This window comes from Caulobacter sp. LARHSG274 (assembly GCF_052871235.1).
This window is the reverse complement of the sequence record NZ_JBIXJO010000034.1, coordinates 1-20,412: the sequence shown is the minus strand read 5'-3', so window position 1 is coordinate 20,412 and position 20,412 is coordinate 1. Positions and strand designations below refer to the sequence as shown.

Here is a 20,412-nt window from a genome sequence, read left to right as displayed (position 1 = left end):
AGGGCGAGGCCAACCAACTGCTGCAGATGATCGGCCGCTTCCAGGTCGGCGGCGTCCAGGCCGCCCGCGCCGCCCCGACCCGTCGCGCCACCGCGCCGCCGACGGCCTCGCGTCCGCTCGCCCGTCCTACGGTCGCCCCGGCCAGCGCGGCCAGCCGCCCCGGCGTCAACCCGGTTCGCGCCGCCCAGGCCAAGCTCGCCGCCTTCACCGGCTTGGCCCAGCCGGCCGGCGACGAGTGGGAAGAGTTCTAGGATTTCACCTGCGAGCCGCTCTTTCACGCGAGAGCGCGTCACCCTTCAGGAAAGCCCCGCCCTCGTCGGCGGGGCTTTTTCTTAGCGCCCCACAGGCCGATCGACGTTAAAGCGGATGGTCGATGACACCGGGCAGCCATCGACGCTGCGCAGCACGGTCAGGGTGTGGTTGGCCGGCGGCAGGTCGCCCAGGCGCTTGACCTTGGGCTTGAGGGCCGGCCCAGGCTGCTCGGCCATCTGTAGGCCCGAAGCCCCGCAGGCTTCGCCCGCGCCCATCACCCGGAGCGCCCTGCCCTTCATGGCCTCGACCCTGAGCGGTCCGCCTTGGGTCGGAGGCCTGTCGGGCGGCGGCGCGGCCTGGACGGCGGCGGCGAGCAGCAGGGCGGACAAAAGCATGGCGGGGCTCCGTTACCGAAACCCCGCCACTCTATGTCCAGTCGAGCGCGAACGCTCGTTAATTCCGGAACAGGGCCGTCAGGCCTGCATCGTCCAGCCTTCGACGCCCATGGCCGCCTGGCGGAAGGCTTCCGACCGGGTCGGGTGCGGGTGGCAGGTGCGGGCCACGTCTTCCGACGCGCCGCCGAACTCCATGGCCACGCAGATCTCGGCGATCATGTCGCCGACGTTCGGCCCCACGGCGTGGGCTCCGAGGATGCGGTCGGTCTTGGCGTCGGCCAGCACCTTCACGAAACCGTCGGTCTCGTGGTTGATCTTGGCGCGGCTGTTGGCCAGAAACGGGAACTTGCCGACCTTGTAGGCGACGCCCGCGGCCTTGAGGTCCTCCTCGGTCTTGCCGACCGTGGCCACTTCCGGCTTGGTGTAGATGACGCCCGGGATGATGTCGTAGTTCATGTGCCCGGCCTTGCCCGCGATCAGCTCCATGCAGGCCACGGCCTCGTCCTCGGCCTTGTGGGCCAGCATCGGGCCGCTGGTGACGTCGCCGATGACCCAGACGCCCGGCGCGGTGGTCTTGTAGTGGTCGTTGGCGATCACCCCGCGCTTGTCGGGGACGATGCCGACGCTCTCAAGGCCCAGGCCTTGTGTGAACGGGCGACGACCGATGGCGACCAGAACATAGTCGGCCTGCAGGGTTTCCGCGGCGCCGCCGGCCACGGGCTCGACGGTCAGTTGCACCTGCTTGTCGGTGGCGGTCGCGCCGGTGACCTTCGAGGCCAGTTTGAACTTGAAGCCCTGCTTGGTCAGGATCTTCTGGAAGGCGTTGGCGACCTCGGTGTCGGTGCCCGGCAGGATGCGGTCGAGGAACTCGACCACGGTCACCTCGGCGCCCAGGCGCTTCCACACCGAACCCAACTCCAAGCCGATGACGCCGGCCCCGATGACGATCAGGCTCTTGGGAACCTCCGGCAGGCTGAGCGCGCCGGTCGAGTCGACGATGCGCTTGTTGTCGATGGCCACGCCCGGCAGCGGGGTGGGCTCGGAGCCGGTGGCGATGACGATGTTCTTGGCCTCAAGCACGGTTTCCGAACCGTCCTCAGCCTTCACGACCACCTTGCCCAGACCTTCAGGGGTGTGTCCGTCGATGCGGCCCCAGCCCTTGATGTAGTCGACCTTGTTCTTCTTCATCAGGAACTCGACGCCCTTGGTCAGGGCTTCGACGCTCTCGGCCTTCTGGGCCATCATCTGCGGCAGGTTCAGCTTCGGCTTGACCTCGATGCCCAGCTTGGCGAACTCGCCGCCGCTGGCGGCCTCGTACAGTTCCGAGGCGTGCAGCAGGGCCTTGGACGGCATGCAGCCGACGTTCAGGCAGGTGCCGCCCAGCTTGCCGCGTCCTTCGACGATGGCGGTCTTAAGACCCAGTTGCCCGGCGCGGATCGCGCCGTTGTAGCCGCCGGGGCCGCCCCCGATGATGACGACGTCGTATTGAGCCATGGATCTTCGCCTTGAGACGCGCCGCGATGGCGCCGGACAGGAAATGGGGCCGGTTCCCCGGGTTTCCCAGGGGAACGGCGCGCGCGGCGTACTCCTAGCGTCTCTGTCCCAAGGATCAACCCACAGAGCGCCAAAGCCTGGGTTCGGCGGCGTCTTACGCCTTGGACCCGCTCGATCAGGGCGCCGATGCGCTCCATCCGGCGGCCAGCCAGGCCGCGAGCATGGCGACGGCGGCCAGGCCGCAGGTCGCCGCCAGAGCCCCGGCGGCCCCGGCCAGAACGGCCTGGCGCGTTCCGCCGACCCGACGCAGCGGCGCAACCGCCAGCCATCCGGCCGGTCCGCCCAGCAGCGCGGCCAGGAACAGCGCCAGGCCCGTGCGCGCCACGCCGGCGATCGGAGCGGGATCGGACGGCGCGTCGTCCTCCAGGTCGGGATCCGGCTCCGGCCGGGCGGCGCGCAGTTCGGCGATCAGGGCGCGGGCCTCGGCGGCCTGGCTGGCCGGCGTCCACAATCTGAAGCCGCCCATGGCGATGCTCATCATGTAGTCGCTGGTTCCCCAGTATTCGTTCTGCAGCAGCACCGGCACGCCGTCGGCCCGCAGGCGCGAGGCGGCGATCTGGGCCTCGGTCAGGTCGGCGAAACGGGCGATCTCGGTCAGGCTCATCGGCGCCTCCGGGCGCGAGACTGCACCCAAACCTTGGCCCCGCTCAAGGATGCGGCGGCGAGGCCCCGTAGCGGGCGGCGAGATAGCGGGTGATCGGACCTTCATTGGTGGCGAACCAGCGGCCGCCGGCGCTCAGGAGGTCGTCCCCGCGCAGGTCCGGATGGGTGAACGGCGCGGCCAGGATCACGGTCGGCAGGTTCTGGTGCGCCTCGCCCAGCAGGTCGACCAACGCCTGGCGCGGGCGGGGATAGGGCAGGTAGGCGATGTCGAGCTGGTCGCGTACGGCCGGATAATAGGCCAGGAAGCCCTCCACGGCGGCGCAGGCCATGCAGAACCAGGTGCGCCCCTGGTCGGTCCAGTCGGGCCGCAGGAGGAAGAGCCGGTCACGGGCGGTGGTCACGGCTGGCTCCAATCGTCGATCTTCAGTCCGCCGACGCGCGCGAACTCCCGCGCGTTCGACGTCACGAGCGTCCAGCCGCGGGCCAAGGCCTGGCCGGCGATCAAGGCGTCGATGGCGCCGATCGGCTCCCCCTTCGCCTTGAGCTCCGCCCTGAGCCGCACCGTCGCCACGGCGTCGTCGACCGTCCAGTCCGCGATCTTGAAGAATCCGCAGACCTCGATCGCGCGCTCGCGTTGGAAATCCGGCCGCGCGCTAATCTCCGCGCCGTACAGCACTTCATGGAACGCAAAGGTGCAGAGATGCAGCGGCGTTTCGGCCGCCAGCGACAAACGCAGCCGTTCGCGAAAATCAGGGCGACGGCCGCGGAGGATGTCGATGAGCACACAGGCGTCGAACGACAGATTCATCCGTCGAGATCGACGTCGCGCAAGGGCGATTGCGGCTCGCGTTCCGGAAACGGCTCCTCAGTCAATCCGTCCAGCCGCGCCCAGAAGGCGGCCATGTCTTCAGGGGTCGGCTTGGGCCGTGAACGCACCGGCTCAAGGATGACACGGTCGCCCTCGGCGCGGATCGTCACCTCCGCGCCCTCGAAGCGAAAGGCTTTTGGCAGGCGGACAGCTTGGCTGCCGCCATGAGTGAAAAGCTTGGCTCGGAGCGGATAAATGTCGAGCTTGGTCACGGCGACCTCGTTTGTATCTATACGATATAGATACATCAACAGGGACCCTTGTTCAACGCGCTCGCCGAAACGAAAAAGGGGCCGCTCGCGCGACCCCTTTTCCGTTCGTCCTTGTGGAGCGACTACAGCTCCAGCAGCAGGCGCTGCGGATCTTCCAAGGCTTCCTTGACCTTCACCAGGAAGGTCACCGCGCCCTGGCCGTCGACCACGCGGTGGTCGTAGCTGAGCGCCAGGTACATCATCGGCCGGACCTCGATCTTGCCGCCGACGACCATGGCCCGCTCCTTGATCGCGTGCATGCCGAGGATGCCCGACTGCGGCGCGTTGAGGATCGGGGTCGACATCAGCGAGCCGTAGATGCCGCCGTTGGTGATGGTGAAGGTGCCGCCCTGCATGTCCTCGATGGCCAGCTGGCCGTCGCGGGCCTTCTTGCCCAGGGCGCCGATGGCCTTCTCGATCTCGGCCAGGCTCAGGGCGTCGGCGTCGCGGACCACCGGAACCACCAGGCCCTTGTCGGTGCCGACCGCCACGCCGATGTCGTAGTGGTTCTTGTAGACGATGTCCTGGCCGTCGATCTCGGCGTTGACGTCCGGCACCGCCTTCAGGGCCGCGACCACCGCCTTGGTGAAGAACGACATGAAGCCCAGCTTCACGCCGTGCTTCTTTTCGAAAATGTCCTTGTACGAATTGCGCAGGGCCATCACCGCGCTCATGTCGACCTCGTTGAAGGTCGTCAGCATGGCGGCGTTGTTCTGGGCTTCCTTCAGGCGGCGGGCGATGGTCTGACGCAGGCGCGTCATCTTCACCCGCTCCTCGCGCTCGTGGATCGGGCGCGGCGCGGCCGGGGCGGCGACCGGGGCCGGGGCGTTGGCGCGGGCTTCTAGGGCGGCCAGGGCGTCGCCCTTGGTCACCCGGCCGTCCTTGCCGGTGCCGGCGACCTTGGAGAGGTCGAGATTGTTCTCGGCGGCGATCCGGGCCGGGGCCGGGCTGACCGGCGCGGCGGCGGCGGGCGCGGCGGCGACCGGGGCGGGCGCGGGAGCCGGGGCCGGCGCAGGGGCCGGGGCGGCCTTCGGGGCGGCGGCGGCCGGAGCCGCGGTCGCGGCGGCGCCTTCGGTCACCACGCCCAGCACCGTGCCCGGCACCACGGTCGCGCCTTCCTCGGCGCCGATCGAGGCCAGCACGCCGTCGGCGGGCGAGGCCACTTCGAGGCTGACCTTGTCGGTTTCGAGTTCGACGAGGATCTCGTCCTTCTTCACCGCTTCACCGGCCTTCTTGGTCCAGCGCGCCACCGTCGCTTCGGTGACGGATTCGCCGAGGGCGGGGGTCATGATGTCGGCCATGTGGGGTTCCGATGTCTCTTAGTTTTGGTGCGGGCGGGCTTGGGGGATCTGAACGGAAGCGATCAGGCGAAGGCTTCGGTCAGGAAGGCTTCGAGTTCTCTCAGGTGGCGGCTCATCATGCCGGCCGCGGTCGAGGCCGAGGCGGGACGGCCCACATAGCGGGCGCGCTTGGCCTTGACGTCGAGCTTGGCCAGGCTGAGCTCCAGCCACGGATCGACGAAGGTCCAGCCGCCCATGTTCTTGGGCTCTTCCTGGCACCAGACCAGCTCGGCGTTCTTGAAGCGGCCGAGCACGCCCAGCACCGACTTCAGCGGCCAGGGATAGAACTGCTCCAGGCGCACGATATAGACGTCGTCGCGGCCGGCCTTGGCCCGGGCGTCGATCAGGTCGAAATAGACCTTGCCCGAGCAGGCGATGACGCGGGTGATCTTGTCGTCGCTCTTCAGGGTGATGCCGCCGACGTCGCAATTGGCCTCGGCGCCGTCGACCATCACGCGGTGGAACGACGAGCCCTCGGCCATGTCGGCCAGGTTGCTGACCGCCTTCTTGTGGCGCAGCAGGCTCTTGGGCGTCATCACGATCAGCGGCTTGCGGAACTCGCGGTGCATCTGGCGGCGCAGGGCGTGGAAATAGTTGGCCGGCGTCGTGCAGTTGACCACCTGCATGTTGTCCTCGGCGCAGGACTGCAGAAAGCGCTCCAGGCGGGCCGAGCTGTGCTCGGGGCCCTGGCCCTCGTAGCCGTGCGGCAGCAGCATGGTCAGGCCGCTCATCCGCAGCCACTTGCGCTCGCCCGAGCTGATGAACTGGTCGATGACCACCTGGGCGCCGTTCACGAAGTCGCCGAACTGGCCTTCCCACAGCGTCATGGTGTTGGGGTCGGCCAGCGAGAAGCCGTACTCGAAGCCCAGCACCGCCTCTTCCGACAGGGCCGAGTCGATGACCTCGTAATGGGCCTGGCCGGGTCGGACGTTGTTGAGCGGCGTGTAGTGCTCTTCGGTCGTCTGGTCGATGATGTCCGAATGGCGCTGGGTAAAGGTGCCGCGCACGCTGTCCTGGCCGGACAGGCGCACCGGGAAGCCCTCGTCGAGCAGGGTGGCGAAGGCCAGGTGCTCGGCGGTCCCCCAGTCGATGTTCTCGCCCTTCTCGATCGCCTCGCGGCGGTTGTCGATGACGCGCTTGACGGTCTTGTGGGCGTTGATGCGCTCGGGGATGGTGGTGATCTGGCGGCCGATCTCGAGCAGCTTGGCGCGGGCGACCTCGGTCTTGCCCTTGCGCTCCTCGTCGCCGGGCAGGGCCAGGCCCTTCCACTTGCCATCCAGCCAGTCGGCCTTGTTGGCCTTGTAGCTCTTGCCGGCGTCGAATTCCTGGTCGAGGAAGGTCTCGAACTCGCTGATCCAGCCGTCGACGTCGGCCTGGGTGGCCACGCCCTCGGCGACCAGCCGGCGGCCGTAGATCTCGCGGGTCGAGATGTGGTCCTTGATCTTGGCGTACATCAAGGGCTGGGTCATCGTCGGGTCGTCACCTTCGTTGTGACCGAACCGGCGATAGCAGAACATGTCGATGACCACGTCCTTGGCGAACATCTGGCGATATTCGGTGGCCACCTTGGCCGCGAACACCACCGCCTCGGGGTCGTCGCCATTGACGTGGAAGATCGGGGCCTCGACCATCAGCGCCACGTCCGACGGATAGGGCGAGCTGCGCGAATAGCGCGGGTTGGTGGTGAAGCCGATCTGGTTGTTGACGATGAAGTGGATGGTGCCGCCCGTGCGGTAGCCCTTCAGGCCCGACAGGGTGAAGCACTCGGCCACCACGCCCTGGCCGGCGAAGGCCGCGTCGCCGTGCAGCAGCAGCGGCAGCACGTGGCCGCGGCCGGCGTCGGGCTGTTCGCGCAGGGTGAAGGCCTGCTTGGCGCGGGCCTTGCCGATCACCACCGGATTGACGATTTCCAGGTGCGAGGGGTTGGCGGTGAGCGACAGGTGGACCTTGTTGTCGTCGAACTCGCGGTCCGACGAGGCCCCCATGTGATACTTGACGTCGCCTGAGCCCTCCACGTCCGAGGGCAGGCTGGAGCCGCCCTGGAACTCGTGGAAGATCACGTGATAGGGCTTGCCCATCACGGCGGCCAGCACGTTGAGGCGGCCGCGGTGCGGCATGCCCAGCACGATGTCCTTCACGCCCAGGGCGCCGCCGCGCTTGATGATCTGCTCCAGCGCAGGAATACAGGCTTCGCCGCCGTCGAGGCCAAAACGCTTGGTGCCGGGGAAGCGCTTGTGCAGGAAGCGTTCGAAGCCCTCGGCCTCGATCAGCTTCTTGAGGATGGCGACCTTGCCTTCCTTGGAGAACACGATCTCCTTGTCGCGGCCCTCGATGCGCTCCTGCAGCCACGCCTTCTCGGTCGGGTCGGAGATGTGCATGTACTGCACGCCGACATTGTCGCAGTAGGTGCGGCGCAGGATCGACAGGATCTCGCGGATCGTCGAGGTTTCCAGGCCGAGCACGAAGTCCAGGAAGATCGGGCGGTCGTAATCGGCTTCCGAGAAGCCGTAGGTCGCCGGGTCGAGTTCCGGGGCGGCGGCCTTGGGCTCCAGGCCCAGCGGGTCGAGGTTGGCGGCCAGGTGGCCGCGCATCCGGTAGGCCCGGATCATCATGATGGCGCGCAGGCTGTCCAGCGTGGCGGCGCGGACCGCTTCGGCCGAGGTCCCGGGGGCCTTGGCCTCGATGGCCTTGGTCATCTTGGCTTCGACGGCGGGGGCCACGGTCGGCCACTGGCCGTCGATGGCCGAAAGCCATTCGGGCCGGACGGCCGGCGCCTGGCGCGGCGTCCAGGACGGGTCCAGCGCGGCGCGCTTGACCTGGTCGGCCTGGTCCGAGAGCGTGGCGAAGAAGGCGCCCCAGGAGGGCTCGACCGAGCCGGGGTTCTCCGCCCACCGGGCGTAGAGATCTTCCACGAAAGCCGCATTGGCGCCGTAGAGGAACGAGGTCTCGGTCAAGACCTGATTGATGATGCCTGTGTCGTCCGCCATCGTCTTCGCCTTTGGATCCGTCCACGATCCCGTTACGTCATGGATCGTGAATATAGTGTCTTCACCACCGGTTTCCCGCCGAGTCGGCGGGGCCCAGGTGATTTTTTCGGATCGTCGACTGGCGGTCGCAAAAAACCTGGGCCCCGCGCGGGGCGGGGTTCCGGTGTCGTCCTAGCCCTTGAGCACCTCAAGCAGGGTTTCGCCCAGCTTGGCCGGCGACGGCGAGACGCGGATGCCCGCGGCCTCCATCGCGGCGATCTTGTCTTCCGCGCCGCCCTTGCCGCCCGAGATGATCGCGCCGGCATGGCCCATGTGGCGGCCCGGAGGCGCCGTGCGGCCGGCGATGAAACCGACCATCGGCTTCTTGCGGCCGCGCTTGGCCTCGTCGGCCAGGAACTGGGCGGCTTCCTCTTCGGCCGAGCCGCCGATCTCGCCGATCATCACGATCGACTTGGTGGCTTCGTCGGCCAGGAAGAGCTCCAGGATGTCGATGAACTCGGTGCCCTTGACCGGGTCGCCGCCGATGCCGACGGCCGTGGTCTGGCCCAGGCCCGCATTGGTGGTCTGGAACACGGCTTCATAGGTCAGGGTGCCCGAGCGCGAGACAACGCCGACCGAGCCGTTCGAGAAGATCGAACCCGGCATGATGCCGATCTTGCACTGGTTGGGGGTCAGGACGCCGGGGCAGTTGGGGCCGATCAGGCGCGACTTGCTGCCTTGCAGGGCCTTCTTGACCTTGACCATGTCCAGCACCGGAATGCCTTCGGTGATGCAGATGATCAGCGGGATTTCCGCGTCGATGGCTTCCAGGATCGAGTCGGCCGCGAAGGGCGGCGGGACGTAGATCGCCGTGGCGTCGGCGCCGGTGGCCTCGCGGGCCTCGCCGACCGTGTCGAACACCGGCAGGCCGATGTGGGTCTGGCCGCCTTTGCCGGGAGTGACGCCGCCGACCATCTTGGTGCCGTAGGCGATGGCCTGTTCGGAGTGGAAGGTGCCCTGGGCGCCGGTGATGCCCTGGCAGATGACCTTGGTTTCAGAACCGATGAGGATGGACATGAGAGTTACGCAGCCCCTTTGACAGCGGCGACGATCTTCTCGGCCCCGTCCGACAGGTCGTTGGCGGCGATGACGTTCAGGCCGCTTTCCGAAATGATTTTCTTGCCGAGTTCGACATTTGTGCCTTCCAGGCGCACGACCAGCGGCACCGTCAGACCCACTTCCTTGACCGCGGCGATCACGCCTTCGGCGATGATGTCGCAGCGCATGATGCCGCCGAAGATGTTGACCAGAATGCCTTTGACGGCCGGGTCGGCGGTGATGATCTTGAAGGCCGCGGTGACCTTCTCCTTGCTGGCGCCGCCGCCGACGTCGAGGAAGTTGGCCGGCTCGGCGCCGTACAGCTTGATGATGTCCATGGTGGCCATGGCCAGGCCGGCGCCATTGACCATGCAGCCGATCTCGCCGTCCAGGGCGATATAGGCCAGGTCATACTTGCTGGCTTCGATTTCCTTGGGGTCTTCCTCGCTCTCGTCGCGCAGGGCCCGGATGTCGGGATGGCGGAACAGCGAGTTGCCGTCGAACGACAGCTTGGCGTCCAGAACCCGCAGGTGGTCGTCGGCGGTGACGATCAGCGGGTTGATCTCCAGCATGGCCATGTCCTTGGCCAGGAACGCCGTATAGAGCTGGCCCAGCAGGGTGGCCGCTTCCTTGGCCAGACCGCCGGTCAGGCCCAGGGCCTTGGCCAGGGCGCGGGCGTGGGTGGGCCACACGCCGGTCGCCGGATCGATCGAGAAGCTGTGGATCTTCTCGGGGGTGTCGTGGGCGACGTCCTCGATGTCCATGCCGCCTTCGGTCGAGGCGACCACCGAGACCATCGAGGTCTCGCGGTCGACCAGCAGCGACAGGTAGAATTCCTTGGCGATCGCCGCGCCTTCCTCGATGTAGAGGCGGTTGACCTGCTTGCCCTTGGGGCCGGTCTGGTGGGTCACCAGCACGCGGCCGAGCATTTCAGCGGCGTTGGTCTTGACGTCTTCGACCGACTTGACGACGCGGACGCCGCCCTTGGCGTCGGGACCCAGGCCCTCGAACTTGCCCTTGCCGCGCCCGCCGGCGTGGATCTGGCTTTTGACGACGAACACCGGTCCGCCCAGCTTTTCAGCAGCGGCGACGGCCTCTTCGACGGTAAAGGCGGGATACCCGCGCGGGACGGGGGCGCCGAAATCCGCGAGGACGGCTTTGGCTTGGTGTTCGTGGATGTTCATGAGGGACCGGTCTCGGCGACGGCTTCTGAAAATGTGGCCGGGTTATAGGAGCGCTATTTCGCAGGCGCAACCGCGCGCGGACCGATTAAGGCGCTCTCGCCAAAAAGTGGGCTGGAGTCATACAGGCCCGGAACGGGTTGGACTTTTCGCATACGGGCGGCCTGCTGGGACGTAAGCCTCGCTATCAGCGGCGCCTTTGGTCGGATCGGTTACGTTACCGGTACCATAAAGGTTGATCGCCCCTGCGATCAACCGCCGGGCTTGACGGTGGCCGTGGCCCGCCGTTCCAGCTTGCCCCAGCCGACACTGCCGCCGCGCATGGCGGTCAGCACCGATTTGACCACCACATAGTACATCAGCTGACGGTAGCCGAAGCGCTGCACCGGCAGGTAGGGAAGGTCCTTCCACGGCGCGCGCTTTTCCAGCGCCATGCCCAGCGCCCCGGCCGACAGGTCGACCAGGATGAACACCGCCCAGTAGAGCAGGCCCTGGATGGTGTCGTCGGGCGACCACTCCACCGGGTGGGCGACCGCGCCGTAGACGCCGGAGATCAGGCTCCAGACCACCGCCAGGTCGACCAGGGGGGCGGCGACGGCCAGCACGATCTGGAACAGCCAGATCTGCGGCAGGGCCACGAAGCCCAGGGCCGGGGTCTTGGGGTTGAACAGGGCCGCGCGATGCTTCCAGACGCATTGCAGGGTGCCGAACGACCAGCGGAAGCGCTGCTTGAGCAGGCCGGTCACGGTGTCGGGGGCCTCGGTGAAGGCCTGGGCGGCGGGATCGAAGGCCACCTTCCAGCCGGCCCGCTGGCAGGCGATGGTCAGGTCCTGGTCCTCGGCCAGGGTGTCGGACGGATAGCCGCCCAGGGCGTCGAGCACGCTCTTGCGCCAGGCCCCGACCGCGCCCGGCACCACGGTCACCGCGCCCAGGACCGCCAGCGCCCGCCGCTCCAGGTTCTGGGCGGTGACATATTCCAGCGCCTGCCAGCGGGTGACGATGTTCAGCCGGTTGCCGACGATGGCGTTGCCGGCCACCGCCCCGATCGTCGGGTCCTGGAACCAGCGCACCAGGCGGCCGATGGTCTTGGGCGGAAACAGGGTGTCGGCGTCCAGGGCCACGACATATTCGCCCTTGGCCACGGCCAGGCCGCGGTTGACGGCCCGGGCCTTGCCGCCGTTCTCGAAGCTCAACAGGGTGACGCGCGGATCGTCGCCATGCGCGGCGCGGACCGCCTCGGCGGTGCCGTCGATCGAACCGTCGTCCAGCACCAGCACCTCGATGTTGCGCCACTCCGACTCCAGAATCCGCGCCACCGAGGCGGCGATGACCTTCTCCTCGTTGAAGCAGGGGATCAGCACGCTGACGAGCGGGCCGGTCTGCGGATCGAGATTGGCCGGGCTGCGGTGGGTCGCGCGGTGGACCAGGGCCAGGCCGGCCAGGAACACCAGCCGCGCCACGCCCAGGGCGATGGCGGTCAGGAACAGGGCGGTCAGCATGACCTTCAGTCCGCGGAACAGGCCAAAGCCGAGCTGGTCCAGGGCCAAGGCCAGGGGATCGCGGTCGCTGGCCGGCATCGCCTGGGCCGGGGTCATGCCGGCCAGGTCGCCGATGGTCACCAACCGGTAGCCGCGGGCGCGGATAGCGTCGATCAGGGCCGGCAGGGCCTTGACGGTGTTGGCGCGATTGCCGCCGGCGTCGTGCAGCAGCACCACCTGGCCCGGGCGGTCGCCGGGATGGTCCAGCCGCGCCAGCGTGCGGTCGATGATCGCCTGGGGCGGCGGCTTCTGCCAGTCGTCGGGATCGATGCGCAGGCCGGCGACCAGGTAGCCCAGGGTCTGGGCGATGACCAGCGGCGCCACCTCGTGCGGGGTGGAAGGCTCGGCGTCGCCGAAGAACGGCGGCCGGAACAGGCGCATCGAGCGGCCGGTGATCACCTCGAACAGCCGCTGGGTGGCGTTGAGCTCGACGTTCGTCTGGGCGATGGGGATTTCGCCGATGTTGGGATGGGTCCAGGTGTGGCTGCCGACGTCGTGGCCCTCGGCGACCTCGCGCTTCACCAGGTCCGGCCGGGTCTGCATGTTCTCGCCGATCACGAAGAAGGTGGCCGGGGCCTGCTTCTGCTTGAGAATGTCGAGGATCTTCGGCGTCCAGCGGGCGTCGGGGCCGTCGTCGAAGGTCAGGGCCACCAGGCCCGGCTTTTGGCCGTAACGTTCGATGACATAGGAGCTGGGGATGGCGTCATAGGTCTCGCCGGAGATCAGGCCGGTGTCGGGATCGAACTCCAGACTGCGCTTGCCGGGCGTCGGCAGGGCCGAGACCCGCAGCACCTCGCCGCCGCCATCGAAATCGACGCTCTGGCCGGCGGGGATGCGGGTCAGGCTGGCCGCTGAGCCCTGGCCGTAGGGCTTGCCGAGCACGCTCCAGGCCCCCGGATCTTCCATGCCCATCCGCCACAGGCCATAGCCGCGCGGCTTCCAGCCGTCGGAGACCTTGACCTCATTGAACAGGGTGGTGGCGTCCAGGAACCAGACCACGTGCTGGTCGCCGTTGTCGTCCTGGTAGTCGTAGGTGGGATTGAGGGCGTCCTCGTCCATGGCGACGTCGGCGCCGGCGTCCTGGGCGTTGCGCATCGCCTCGTGGAAGGTCACCGCGTCGCCGGCCGCCGGCTTGCCGCCCTGTTTCTTGCCCAGCGTCCAGTCGTAGCCATAGGCGCCCAGGGCCAGGATCGTCCGGCCCGGGTCGAGGTGGGCGAAGCGCTTGGCCAGCTCGCTCTCGTACCAGTCCTGCCCGGCGTTGGGTCCCGGATCGCCGCCGGCGTAGTGCTGGTCATAGGCCATCAGCACCAGGGTGTCGGCGGCGTCCTGCAGGCGCTTGAGCGGCCAGCCCTGGCCGTCGAACGGGGCGGTGACCCACACCTCCCGGCCCTGCGGCTTCAGCGCCGCCCGCGCCTCGTCCAGCAGCTTGGGATAGTTGGTCAATCCCTTGCTGGACAGGTTCTCCAGGTCGAAGACATAGCCGCCATAGCCGCGCTTGACTGCGAGGTCGGCCAGGGTCGTCACTAGCCTGTGCCGCGCCGCCGGATCGGCCAGCAGGGCGTCGCCGAGCGGGCCGTTGAAGCTGGCGTTGGCCGAGTTGTGCACCAGCGGCAGCACGGCCGGGTGGTTGGCCGCCGCGGCGATGCGGGCCACCCCCAGCGGGTCGTCGTCCAACGCCACGTCGCCGGCCGAGCCCTTCAGCGCCACCCACTGCGGCGAGACCACGTCCAGCTTGTCGATGTTGCGGCGCAGGGACTCGCGGGAGTCCTCGTCCCAGCTGACATAGAAGCCGACGCTGATCGGCCGGGCCTGGCCCGCGCCCTTGGCGGAGGTCGGCCGCGGCACCTGGCGCCAGGCGAACACAGGCTTCAGCCGATGGGCCGTCTCCTTGTGCAGGGACGACAGGACGTGCGGGTCGTGCAGGATCAGCGACGGCAGGCGCGGCGCGAAGGCCAGGGTGGCCAGGAAGCCGGCGACGACCGCCGCCAGGGCCGACAGGGTGATCCCGAAGATCAGCCGCATCCGCCGGTCACGCCGCCCGGTGGGGTCGTGAAAGATGTGCCGGTCGTCGCCGCCCATGGTCGCAATCCGTTTCGTCGGTTTGCTCTTGTAACCCGAACGTGTCGGAACGGTGGCGTTTGACAGACGGGGGCTTCAGTCGACCCAGTCGTGCTTCAGGCGTCGCGAGGCGACGATCAGCAGGATCGCGCTCAAGACATAGAAACCCAGGCCGAAATAGATGGCGTGGCGCATCGACTCCGCCCCGTAGCGCGGGGCCAGCAGGTCGGAGACATAGCCGAAGAACCACAGGCCGACGGCCAGGCCCAGGAGGTTGTTGATCAGCAGGAACAGGGCCGAGGTCGTGGTCCGCATCGAGGCCGGGGCCAGGTGCTGCACGGCCGCGACCACAGGGCCTAGCCAGGCCAGGTTCAGGCCGGTGGGGATCAGGAACAGCAGGAAGGCCCAGACCCGCGAGGGGACGTTCATGGCCAGCAGGAAGCACGGCAGGGCGACCAGGAAACAGAGCGCCGGGGCCAGGGCGTAGGCGCCCTTGCTCCGCCGGCCGAAGCGGTCGGCCAGCACGCCGCCGAACCAGATGCCGGCCACGCCGCCGATCAGGGCGATGGCGCTGTAGAACATCGAGCGCTCGGGCAGGCTCAGGCCGAAGCTGCGCTGGAGGAAGGTCGGCAGCCAGAACGCCACGCCATAGCCGCAGATCGACGAACAGGCCGCCCCCAGGGCCAGCAGCCAGAAGCTGGGCTTGGGCAGGATCGTCGCCAGCACCCGGCCCATGGCGGGCGCCTGGGGCGGCGTCGCCGGCGCTCCGGGCTCGGCGTCCATGCCGCCGCGCACCGGGTCGCGGACCACCCACCGGAAGACCGGGGCCAGCACCAGCCCCGCCGCCCCAACCGCCAGGAAGGCGAAGCGCCAGTTGACATAGGCGGCGATCAGTCCGCCGAACAGCACGCCCAGGGCCGTGCCCAGCGGAATGCCGAACGAATAGACCGCCAGGGCCCGGGCCCGCTGCGACTTGGGGAAGTAGTCGGCGATCAGCGAATAGGCCGGGGCGACGCCGCCCGCCTCCCCCACCCCGACCCCCATGCGCGACAGGAACAGCGACCAGAAGCCGCCGGCCAGGCCGCAGGCCATGGTGAAGCCGCTCCACAGGGCCAGGGCGGCGGTCATGATCCAGGTGCGGCTGACCCGGTCGGCCAGCCAGGCGATCGGCACCGCCAACGTGGTGTAGAGCAGGGCGAAGGCCACCCCGCCCATCAGGCCCAGCTGGGTGTCGGTCAGCTTCAGCTCGGCCTTGATCGAGCCGGCCAGGATGCCGAGGATCTGCCGGTCCAGGAAGTTGAAGGTGTAGGCGAGGATCAGCATCGCCAGCACGACGTAGCGATAGCGTGGCCCGCGAACGGCCGGGTTGTCGCTGCGGGTCTGGCTCATCACGCGATCCATGTTCGAGGGAAGAAAGCGGCGACGACCCGTTGCAGCGGGTCGTCGCCAGATGGCCGAAGCCTATCCCGTTCGTTCTAGAACTTCACCTCGAGCGAGGCGGCGTAGGTGCGCGGCGGGCCGTAGAAGCCGATCACCGAGTTGTTGTAGGTCGGCACCCCGAAATTGTAGCCGCCTGTGCGGTAGCGCTCGTCGGTCAGGTTCTTGCCGGTCACCGACAGCTTGAAGCGGCCGCCTTCCGGAGCCCAGCTGGCGGTCAGGTCCAGCAGGGTGAAGGCCTTCTGGTCCAGCAGCGGCAGCGGCAGCTCGAACTGCTGGTAGCTGTCGCGATAGCTGACCATCGGGGTGATCGTCAGCTCGCCGCCCGCCACGTCGCCGCGCCAGGTCAGGCTGGCGTTGCCGGTCCATTCCGGGGTGTTCTGGAAGCCGTAGAGGTCGGCCACGTTGACCACCTGGCCGCCGGCCGGGATGGTCTGCGACGGATTGAGCGGATTGGGCGCGCCGGCCGGCACGAAGCGGTTGAACTGGTCGTACTTGGCGTGGATGTAGCCCAGGGCGACCGTGCCCGAGACATGGCTGTTGAACTTGGCCTGGGCCTCGAACTCGGCGCCGTACAGGGTGGAGCGGCCGGCGTTGTCGACGCTGCTGGCGATGCCGGCCGGAACGGCGACCTGGGTGGTGACCTGCTGGTCCTTGTATTTGGACAGGAACAGAGCCGAGGCGAACGACAGGCGGCGCTCGAAGGCGTAGCCCTTCAGGCCGACTTCATAGGCGTTGACCGTTTCGGGATCGTAGCCCTGGTCGGTCTGCGGCGTCAGCGACTTATCGCCACGCATGTCCCAGCCGCCCGACTTGTAGCCCTTCGAATAGGAGACATAGGTGTTGAGATCGTCGGTCAGTTCGTACGAGGCGCTCAGGCGCGGGGTGAACTGCTCGAAGGTCTTCTCGGCGCTGTAGTTGGTGTTGGTCGCGAACGGCGCCCGGGGCGTCCCGCCCTGATAGGGCGTCCGCGTCGCGCCCAGATAGGTGAGGCGGAAGACGTTGGCGCGCTTGTGGTCGCGGGTGGCGCGGGCGCCGAGCGAGACCTTGAAGCGGTCGGTGAAGCTGGCGCTGACGTCGAAGAACGCCGCGAAGCTCTGGGTGTTGACCTTGCCGCCGTCGGCGATCGCCACCCCGCCAAAGGCGGGCAGCACGTTGCCGGCGATGGTGTCGAACTCGCCCGAGGCCTGGCTGTTCATGTAGTAGAGGCCGAACACGCCCTGGACTGTGTCGTCCGAATAGACCGCCTGCAGTTCCTGCGAGAACGAGCGGTCGTCATAGGTGGCCGGGATGTCCAGGGTGTTGACCGGCGTGCCGTCGAAGTCGATCACGGTGTCGGTGTGGCCCTTGCGGCCGGCGGTGATCGACTTGAGGGTCAGCCGCTCGTTGGCGTGGTACTCGCCGGTCAGCGACAGGCCTTCGGTCTCGACCGAATTGTCGTCGCCCAGGCCGGCCTGGGTGTCGTAGACGTCCAGCACCTTATAGCCGCCGGTCAGGGCGGGCAGCTCGCGATGACCGTGGCGGGGATTGGAATCGTCCTGCACCTTGTCGTAGGCCAGGCGGAAGAACAGGGCGTCGCTGGGCTTGTACTCGGCGCTCAGGCGGACGGCCTGGACGTCCTTGTCGTAGTGCTCGGCCCCGGTGGTCAGGTTCTTGCCGTAGCCGTCGCGCTTGTAGAGGGCGTAGGCCCCGCCGATCGACAGGCCGCCGCCGACCGGCGTCTGGCCCTGGACCAGCAGGTCGCGCTGGTTGTAACTGCCGTAGGTCCCCTTGATCTTGCCGCCGGCCTCATCGCCGAGCCGGTTGGTCACGTACTTGATGGCCCCGCCGATGGTGTTGCGGCCGTACAGCGTGCCTTGCGGACCGCGCAGCACTTCGATGCGCTGGACGTCGAACACGTCGAGCACCGCTCCCTGCGGACGATAGATATAGACGTCGTCGACGTAGAGGCCGACGCCGGGCTCGAAGCCCCACAGCGGGTCCTGCTGGCCGATGCCGCGGATGTAGGAGATCAGGGTCGAGTTCGAGCCGCGCGCGGTCTGCACGGTGATGTTCGGCGTCGTCTGCGACAGGGTGGTGATGTCGTTGGCGCCCTGGCGCTCCAGGGTTTCGGCGCTGTAGGCCGAGACGGCGACCGGCACGTCCTTCAGGGTTTCCTCGCGCCGGCGGGCGGTGACGACCAGTTCCTCGACCCCGGCCGGGGCCTCGGCGGTTGGGGCCTGATCCTGGGCGGCGGCGACGGTGACGGCCGCGGACCAGGCCGCGCTGGCCAGCAGCGCGAGCTTGAGCATCGTTCTCATGGGGTTTTCCCCTCCCTATGCGTTTCCATCCCGTGCCGGGCGGCGCCTTTTTGAGCGGCGCGTCTTCCGGCGTTCACGCCTTCGAGGGCGCGAGTTGTCAGCCACTGTTACCCAGACGCGAGCATCGCGCCAGTCTTTTTTCACTAAGTGATGAAATGCGGATGGGGGACCCTAAGGCCGCCCTCAGATCCGAGCGGCGCGGGCGATCACCGCCTCGAAGCCGGCGGCGCAGTAGGCGAACAGTCGGGCCCGCACCGCGCCCAGGTCGCTGGAATGGCACTGCCCGCCCGACAGGGAATCGATGCGGCCGGTCTCCGACAAGGCCAGCATCATCGAGCCGGTCAGGAACTGGTAGCTCCAGTAGAGGTCACGATATTCCGCATCCGGACGAACGACCTTCAGGGTCTCGACCAGGCGGTGGACGACCGGATCGAAGAACCGCGTCATGGTCTCGCCCCCCCAGGCCGGGGTGTTGTTGACCTGGGCCACCAGGGCGAAATAGGCCTTCCAGCCCTGGCCGCCGTCCTGCGAGATGCGCAGCAGCGGCTCGATGAAGGCCTCGATCACCCCCTCGACGGTCATGGTCCCGGGATGGGCCTTCTCATAGGCGTCCATCGAGATGCTGCGCGCGGTGTTGAGAATCTCGGCCCGGCGCAGGAACACCGCGTCGAACAGCTCGCGCTTGGCGCCGAAATAGTAGTGGATCAGGGCGGTGTCGACGCCGGCCTCGGCCGCGACCTGGCGGATGGTGACGCCGTGGAAGCCGTGGCGCGCGAATAGCCCCTCGGCGGCGTCGAGGATGCACTCCTTCAGGTCGCGGCCCGTGGCCTTGGACGGTCGGCCCCGGCCGGCGGCGCGGGCGCGAGGCTTGGCGGCGGTCATCAACAAAAGGTCCCCAGCGCGAATAACGCTGCTCTCCGGATAGGCCCGGACAGGGCGCGGTGGCAAGGGCGTCAGCCCAGGAACACCGTCCACATCAGCCGGCCGGGGAGGAAGGTCAGCAGGCCGGCGATGATCAGGCCGCCGACGAACAGGCCGGTCATCGTCCGCCGGTGGGCGGCGACCTTGCCGCGCTTGATCGCGTAGATCGCCATCGGCAAGGCGACGATCGTCCAGCCGCTCAGCAGGTGGATGAAGCTGAAGGCGCCATGATTGATCTGGCGGATGAACAGCGAACTGACCGCCGTCAGGGCCATGGCGGCGACCCAGCCCCAGCCCAGGGCTTTGTGGAGCCCCGTGCCCTTGACCCCGATCATCAGCACGGTCCCGATCGCCAGGGCGACCACCGCGCCGGCGATGTGGACTTGGATGACCGGCGCCGCCGCCAGGATCAGGTCCAGGCGCGGCGGATGCGGGTGCAGGCCCAGCCAGCTCGCCGCCGCCCTGGCCTCGGGCGAGATGAGCGCGATCACGGCGGTGACCGCCGCCAGGGCGCTCAGGGTCCAGCGGCCGTTTCCGGGACGGCGGCGCATTGACAGGGTTTCGCGATCCATCGTCATCTCCAGGCTCGCCCTCGGGCGGTTCCCCCCGGGTCGCCCCGGTTCGATGTCTCGTCTCTAGGAGCCCGCCGGCCCTTGCCTCAATCGCCTCCGCGCCAGTCGCCGGCTTCCTTTCGTCAACGGCTGGCGCACGCCGTTCACGCTTCGCGAACGGCCATCCTGTCCCCCCGGGCGTTGCGCAGCTGTTTGGTCTCGACGGCGGCCGGCGTGTTCCTGGCCCTGACCGGCGCTTTCGGCACGGACGATGCGCCGCTGGCCGTCCGCCTGGCCTATTGGGTGGGGCTGTGCCTGACCGGGGCGGCGGTCGGCTTGACGATCGCCTGGCGACTGAACCGCGACGGACAGGTCGCCGCCAGCCCCTGGCGCTACGCCGCCATCCTGACCCTGGGCGTCACCCTGCCGTTCACGGTCTTCGTCTGGCTGGTGACCCGGCCGGTGTTCTACGGCGACCTGGATCCGCGCGCCCTGCCGGGCTTCCTGCCGCCGGTGCTGCTGGTCACCAGCGCCATGACCGGCCTCAACATCCTGGTCCAGCGTCAGCCGCGGACGACCCACGCCGCTCCGCCCGAGGCCCCGCCGCCGCGCTTTCTGGAGCGCCTGCCGCCGAAGCTGCGGGGGGCCGAGATCCATGCGGTGCAGGCCGAGGACCACTATCTGCGCCTGCACACCTCCAGGGGGCAGGACCTGATCCTGCTGCGGCTGTCGGACGCCGTGGCCGAGCTGGAGGGCATAGAGGGCGCCCAGACCCACCGTTCCTGGTGGGTGGCCAGGGCGGCGGTGGACCAGGCGCGGCGCGGCGACGGCCGCGCCCTCCTGACCCTGAAGGGCGGCGTCGAGGCGCCGGTCAGCCGCGCCTACGCCCGGGCGCTGCGCCAGGCCGGCTGGTTCTGAACGGCTAGTGTCCCGGTTCAAAAGTTCGCCAACTCAGGATTGCTCGACGGGCGTGTTGTAGACGCAGAACCGCTCGATGGATGCGAGGATGTCGTCGGCGGACTTGGTCCAGCGGAACGGCTTTGGGTCGGCGTTGTGGCGGTTGATGAAGTCTGAGATGTCGGCTTGGAGATCGGTGACG

General features: G+C 68.4%; 16 protein-coding genes and 1 pseudogene. 2 read left to right on the top strand and 15 right to left on the bottom strand.

From position 1 onward, the window contains the following. A pseudogene (locus ACIPQB_RS25850) lies at positions 1-251 on the top strand (methyl-accepting chemotaxis protein); the annotation flags it as partial. Positions 252-332: 81 nt separating this feature from the next. Here the strand turns inward: ACIPQB_RS25850 and ACIPQB_RS25845 are convergent. The 15 genes from ACIPQB_RS25845 to ACIPQB_RS25775 all read right to left on the bottom strand — a co-directional run bounded on the left by ACIPQB_RS25845 (position 333) and on the right by ACIPQB_RS25775 (position 19,313). After that, on the bottom strand, positions 333-647 hold the full coding sequence (locus ACIPQB_RS25845; RefSeq protein ID WP_446488118.1) for a hypothetical protein: 315 nt from the start codon (positions 645-647) through the stop codon (positions 333-335). A 78-nt stretch (positions 648-725) separates the two neighbouring features. Then, on the bottom strand, positions 726-2,141 hold the full coding sequence (gene lpdA / locus ACIPQB_RS25840) for a dihydrolipoyl dehydrogenase (protein WP_446488117.1): 1,416 nt from the start codon (positions 2,139-2,141) through the stop codon (positions 726-728). Positions 2,142-2,316: 175 nt separating this feature from the next. Further along, entirely contained in the window at positions 2,317-2,805 is a 489-nt protein-coding gene (locus tag ACIPQB_RS25835; RefSeq protein WP_446488116.1) for a putative signal transducing protein, read from the bottom strand. Between the two features lie 43 nt (positions 2,806-2,848). Further along, on the bottom strand, positions 2,849-3,205 hold the full coding sequence (locus tag ACIPQB_RS25830; RefSeq protein WP_446488115.1) for a DUF3088 family protein: 357 nt from the start codon (positions 3,203-3,205) through the stop codon (positions 2,849-2,851). Next, a complete protein-coding gene (locus tag ACIPQB_RS25825; RefSeq protein WP_446488114.1) occupies positions 3,202-3,612 on the bottom strand; it encodes a PIN domain-containing protein in 411 nt (136 codons plus the stop codon). Before ACIPQB_RS25825 ends, ACIPQB_RS25830 begins: the two co-directional genes overlap by 4 nt. After that, the gene (locus ACIPQB_RS25820; RefSeq protein WP_446488113.1) at positions 3,609-3,884 is read right to left on the bottom strand and encodes an antitoxin; all 276 of its coding nucleotides are present in this window, start codon (positions 3,882-3,884) and stop codon (positions 3,609-3,611) included. Before ACIPQB_RS25820 ends, ACIPQB_RS25825 begins: the two co-directional genes overlap by 4 nt. 122 nt (positions 3,885-4,006) lie before the next feature. After that, the gene (gene odhB, locus ACIPQB_RS25815; RefSeq protein WP_446488112.1) at positions 4,007-5,224 is read right to left on the bottom strand and encodes a 2-oxoglutarate dehydrogenase complex dihydrolipoyllysine-residue succinyltransferase; all 1,218 of its coding nucleotides are present in this window, start codon (positions 5,222-5,224) and stop codon (positions 4,007-4,009) included. A 62-nt stretch (positions 5,225-5,286) separates the two neighbouring features. Then, the gene (locus tag ACIPQB_RS25810) at positions 5,287-8,250 is read right to left on the bottom strand and encodes a 2-oxoglutarate dehydrogenase E1 component (protein WP_446488111.1); all 2,964 of its coding nucleotides are present in this window, start codon (positions 8,248-8,250) and stop codon (positions 5,287-5,289) included. Between the two features lie 171 nt (positions 8,251-8,421). Beyond that, a complete protein-coding gene (gene sucD / locus ACIPQB_RS25805) occupies positions 8,422-9,306 on the bottom strand; it encodes a succinate--CoA ligase subunit alpha (protein WP_446488110.1) in 885 nt (294 codons plus the stop codon). A 5-nt stretch (positions 9,307-9,311) separates the two neighbouring features. Further along, positions 9,312-10,511 (bottom strand): ADP-forming succinate--CoA ligase subunit beta, encoded by a 1,200-nt coding sequence (gene sucC / locus ACIPQB_RS25800; RefSeq protein WP_446488109.1) that lies wholly within the window; start codon positions 10,509-10,511, stop codon positions 9,312-9,314. 248 nt (positions 10,512-10,759) lie between these two features. Further along, a complete protein-coding gene (locus tag ACIPQB_RS25795; protein WP_446488108.1) occupies positions 10,760-14,125 on the bottom strand; it encodes a polysaccharide deacetylase family protein in 3,366 nt (1,121 codons plus the stop codon). A gap of 75 nt (positions 14,126-14,200) precedes the next feature. After that, positions 14,201-15,505: a spinster family MFS transporter gene (locus tag ACIPQB_RS25790; protein ID WP_446488107.1), complete on the bottom strand. Its 1,305-nt coding sequence runs from the start codon at positions 15,503-15,505 to the stop codon at positions 14,201-14,203. A 74-nt stretch (positions 15,506-15,579) separates the two neighbouring features. Beyond that, positions 15,580-17,841: a TonB-dependent receptor gene (locus ACIPQB_RS25785; protein ID WP_446488106.1), complete on the bottom strand. Its 2,262-nt coding sequence runs from the start codon at positions 17,839-17,841 to the stop codon at positions 15,580-15,582. A 183-nt stretch (positions 17,842-18,024) separates the two neighbouring features. Then, positions 18,025-18,723, bottom strand: a complete 699-nt coding sequence (locus tag ACIPQB_RS25780; RefSeq protein WP_446488105.1) for a TetR family transcriptional regulator — start codon at positions 18,721-18,723, stop codon at positions 18,025-18,027. A gap of 71 nt (positions 18,724-18,794) precedes the next feature. After that, positions 18,795-19,313, bottom strand: coding sequence for a DUF2306 domain-containing protein (locus tag ACIPQB_RS25775; protein WP_446488119.1), 519 nt, complete (start codon positions 19,311-19,313; stop codon positions 18,795-18,797). Between the two features lie 213 nt (positions 19,314-19,526). Between ACIPQB_RS25775 and ACIPQB_RS25770 the strand changes: the two genes are divergently transcribed. Beyond that, entirely contained in the window at positions 19,527-20,231 is a 705-nt protein-coding gene (locus ACIPQB_RS25770) for a LytTR family DNA-binding domain-containing protein (protein ID WP_446488104.1), read from the top strand. The last annotated feature ends 181 nt before the right edge of the window (positions 20,232-20,412 follow it).

Excerpts from the sequence above, each read along its gene's own strand:
- ACIPQB_RS25790 (WP_446488107.1), bottom strand. The coding sequence starts at position 15,505 with ATGGATCGCGTGATGAGCCAGACCCGCAGCGACAACCCGGCCGTTCGC.
- ACIPQB_RS25780 (WP_446488105.1), bottom strand. The coding sequence starts at position 18,723 with ATGACCGCCGCCAAGCCTCGCGCCCGCGCCGCCGGCCGGGGCCGACCG.
- ACIPQB_RS25825 (WP_446488114.1), bottom strand. The coding sequence starts at position 3,612 with ATGAATCTGTCGTTCGACGCCTGTGTGCTCATCGACATCCTCCGCGGC.
- ACIPQB_RS25810 (WP_446488111.1), bottom strand. The coding sequence starts at position 8,250 with ATGGCGGACGACACAGGCATCATCAATCAGGTCTTGACCGAGACCTCG.
- lpdA (WP_446488117.1), bottom strand. The coding sequence starts at position 2,141 with ATGGCTCAATACGACGTCGTCATCATCGGGGGCGGCCCCGGCGGCTAC.
- ACIPQB_RS25785 (WP_446488106.1), bottom strand. The coding sequence starts at position 17,841 with ATGAGAACGATGCTCAAGCTCGCGCTGCTGGCCAGCGCGGCCTGGTCC.
- ACIPQB_RS25845 (WP_446488118.1), bottom strand. The coding sequence starts at position 647 with ATGCTTTTGTCCGCCCTGCTGCTCGCCGCCGCCGTCCAGGCCGCGCCG.
- ACIPQB_RS25835 (WP_446488116.1), bottom strand. The coding sequence starts at position 2,805 with ATGAGCCTGACCGAGATCGCCCGTTTCGCCGACCTGACCGAGGCCCAG.
- sucD (WP_446488110.1), bottom strand. The coding sequence starts at position 9,306 with ATGTCCATCCTCATCGGTTCTGAAACCAAGGTCATCTGCCAGGGCATC.
- ACIPQB_RS25775 (WP_446488119.1), bottom strand. The coding sequence starts at position 19,313 with ATGCGCCGCCGTCCCGGAAACGGCCGCTGGACCCTGAGCGCCCTGGCG.
- ACIPQB_RS25795 (WP_446488108.1), bottom strand. The coding sequence starts at position 14,125 with ATGGGCGGCGACGACCGGCACATCTTTCACGACCCCACCGGGCGGCGT.
- sucC (WP_446488109.1), bottom strand. The coding sequence starts at position 10,511 with ATGAACATCCACGAACACCAAGCCAAAGCCGTCCTCGCGGATTTCGGC.
- odhB (WP_446488112.1), bottom strand. The coding sequence starts at position 5,224 with ATGGCCGACATCATGACCCCCGCCCTCGGCGAATCCGTCACCGAAGCG.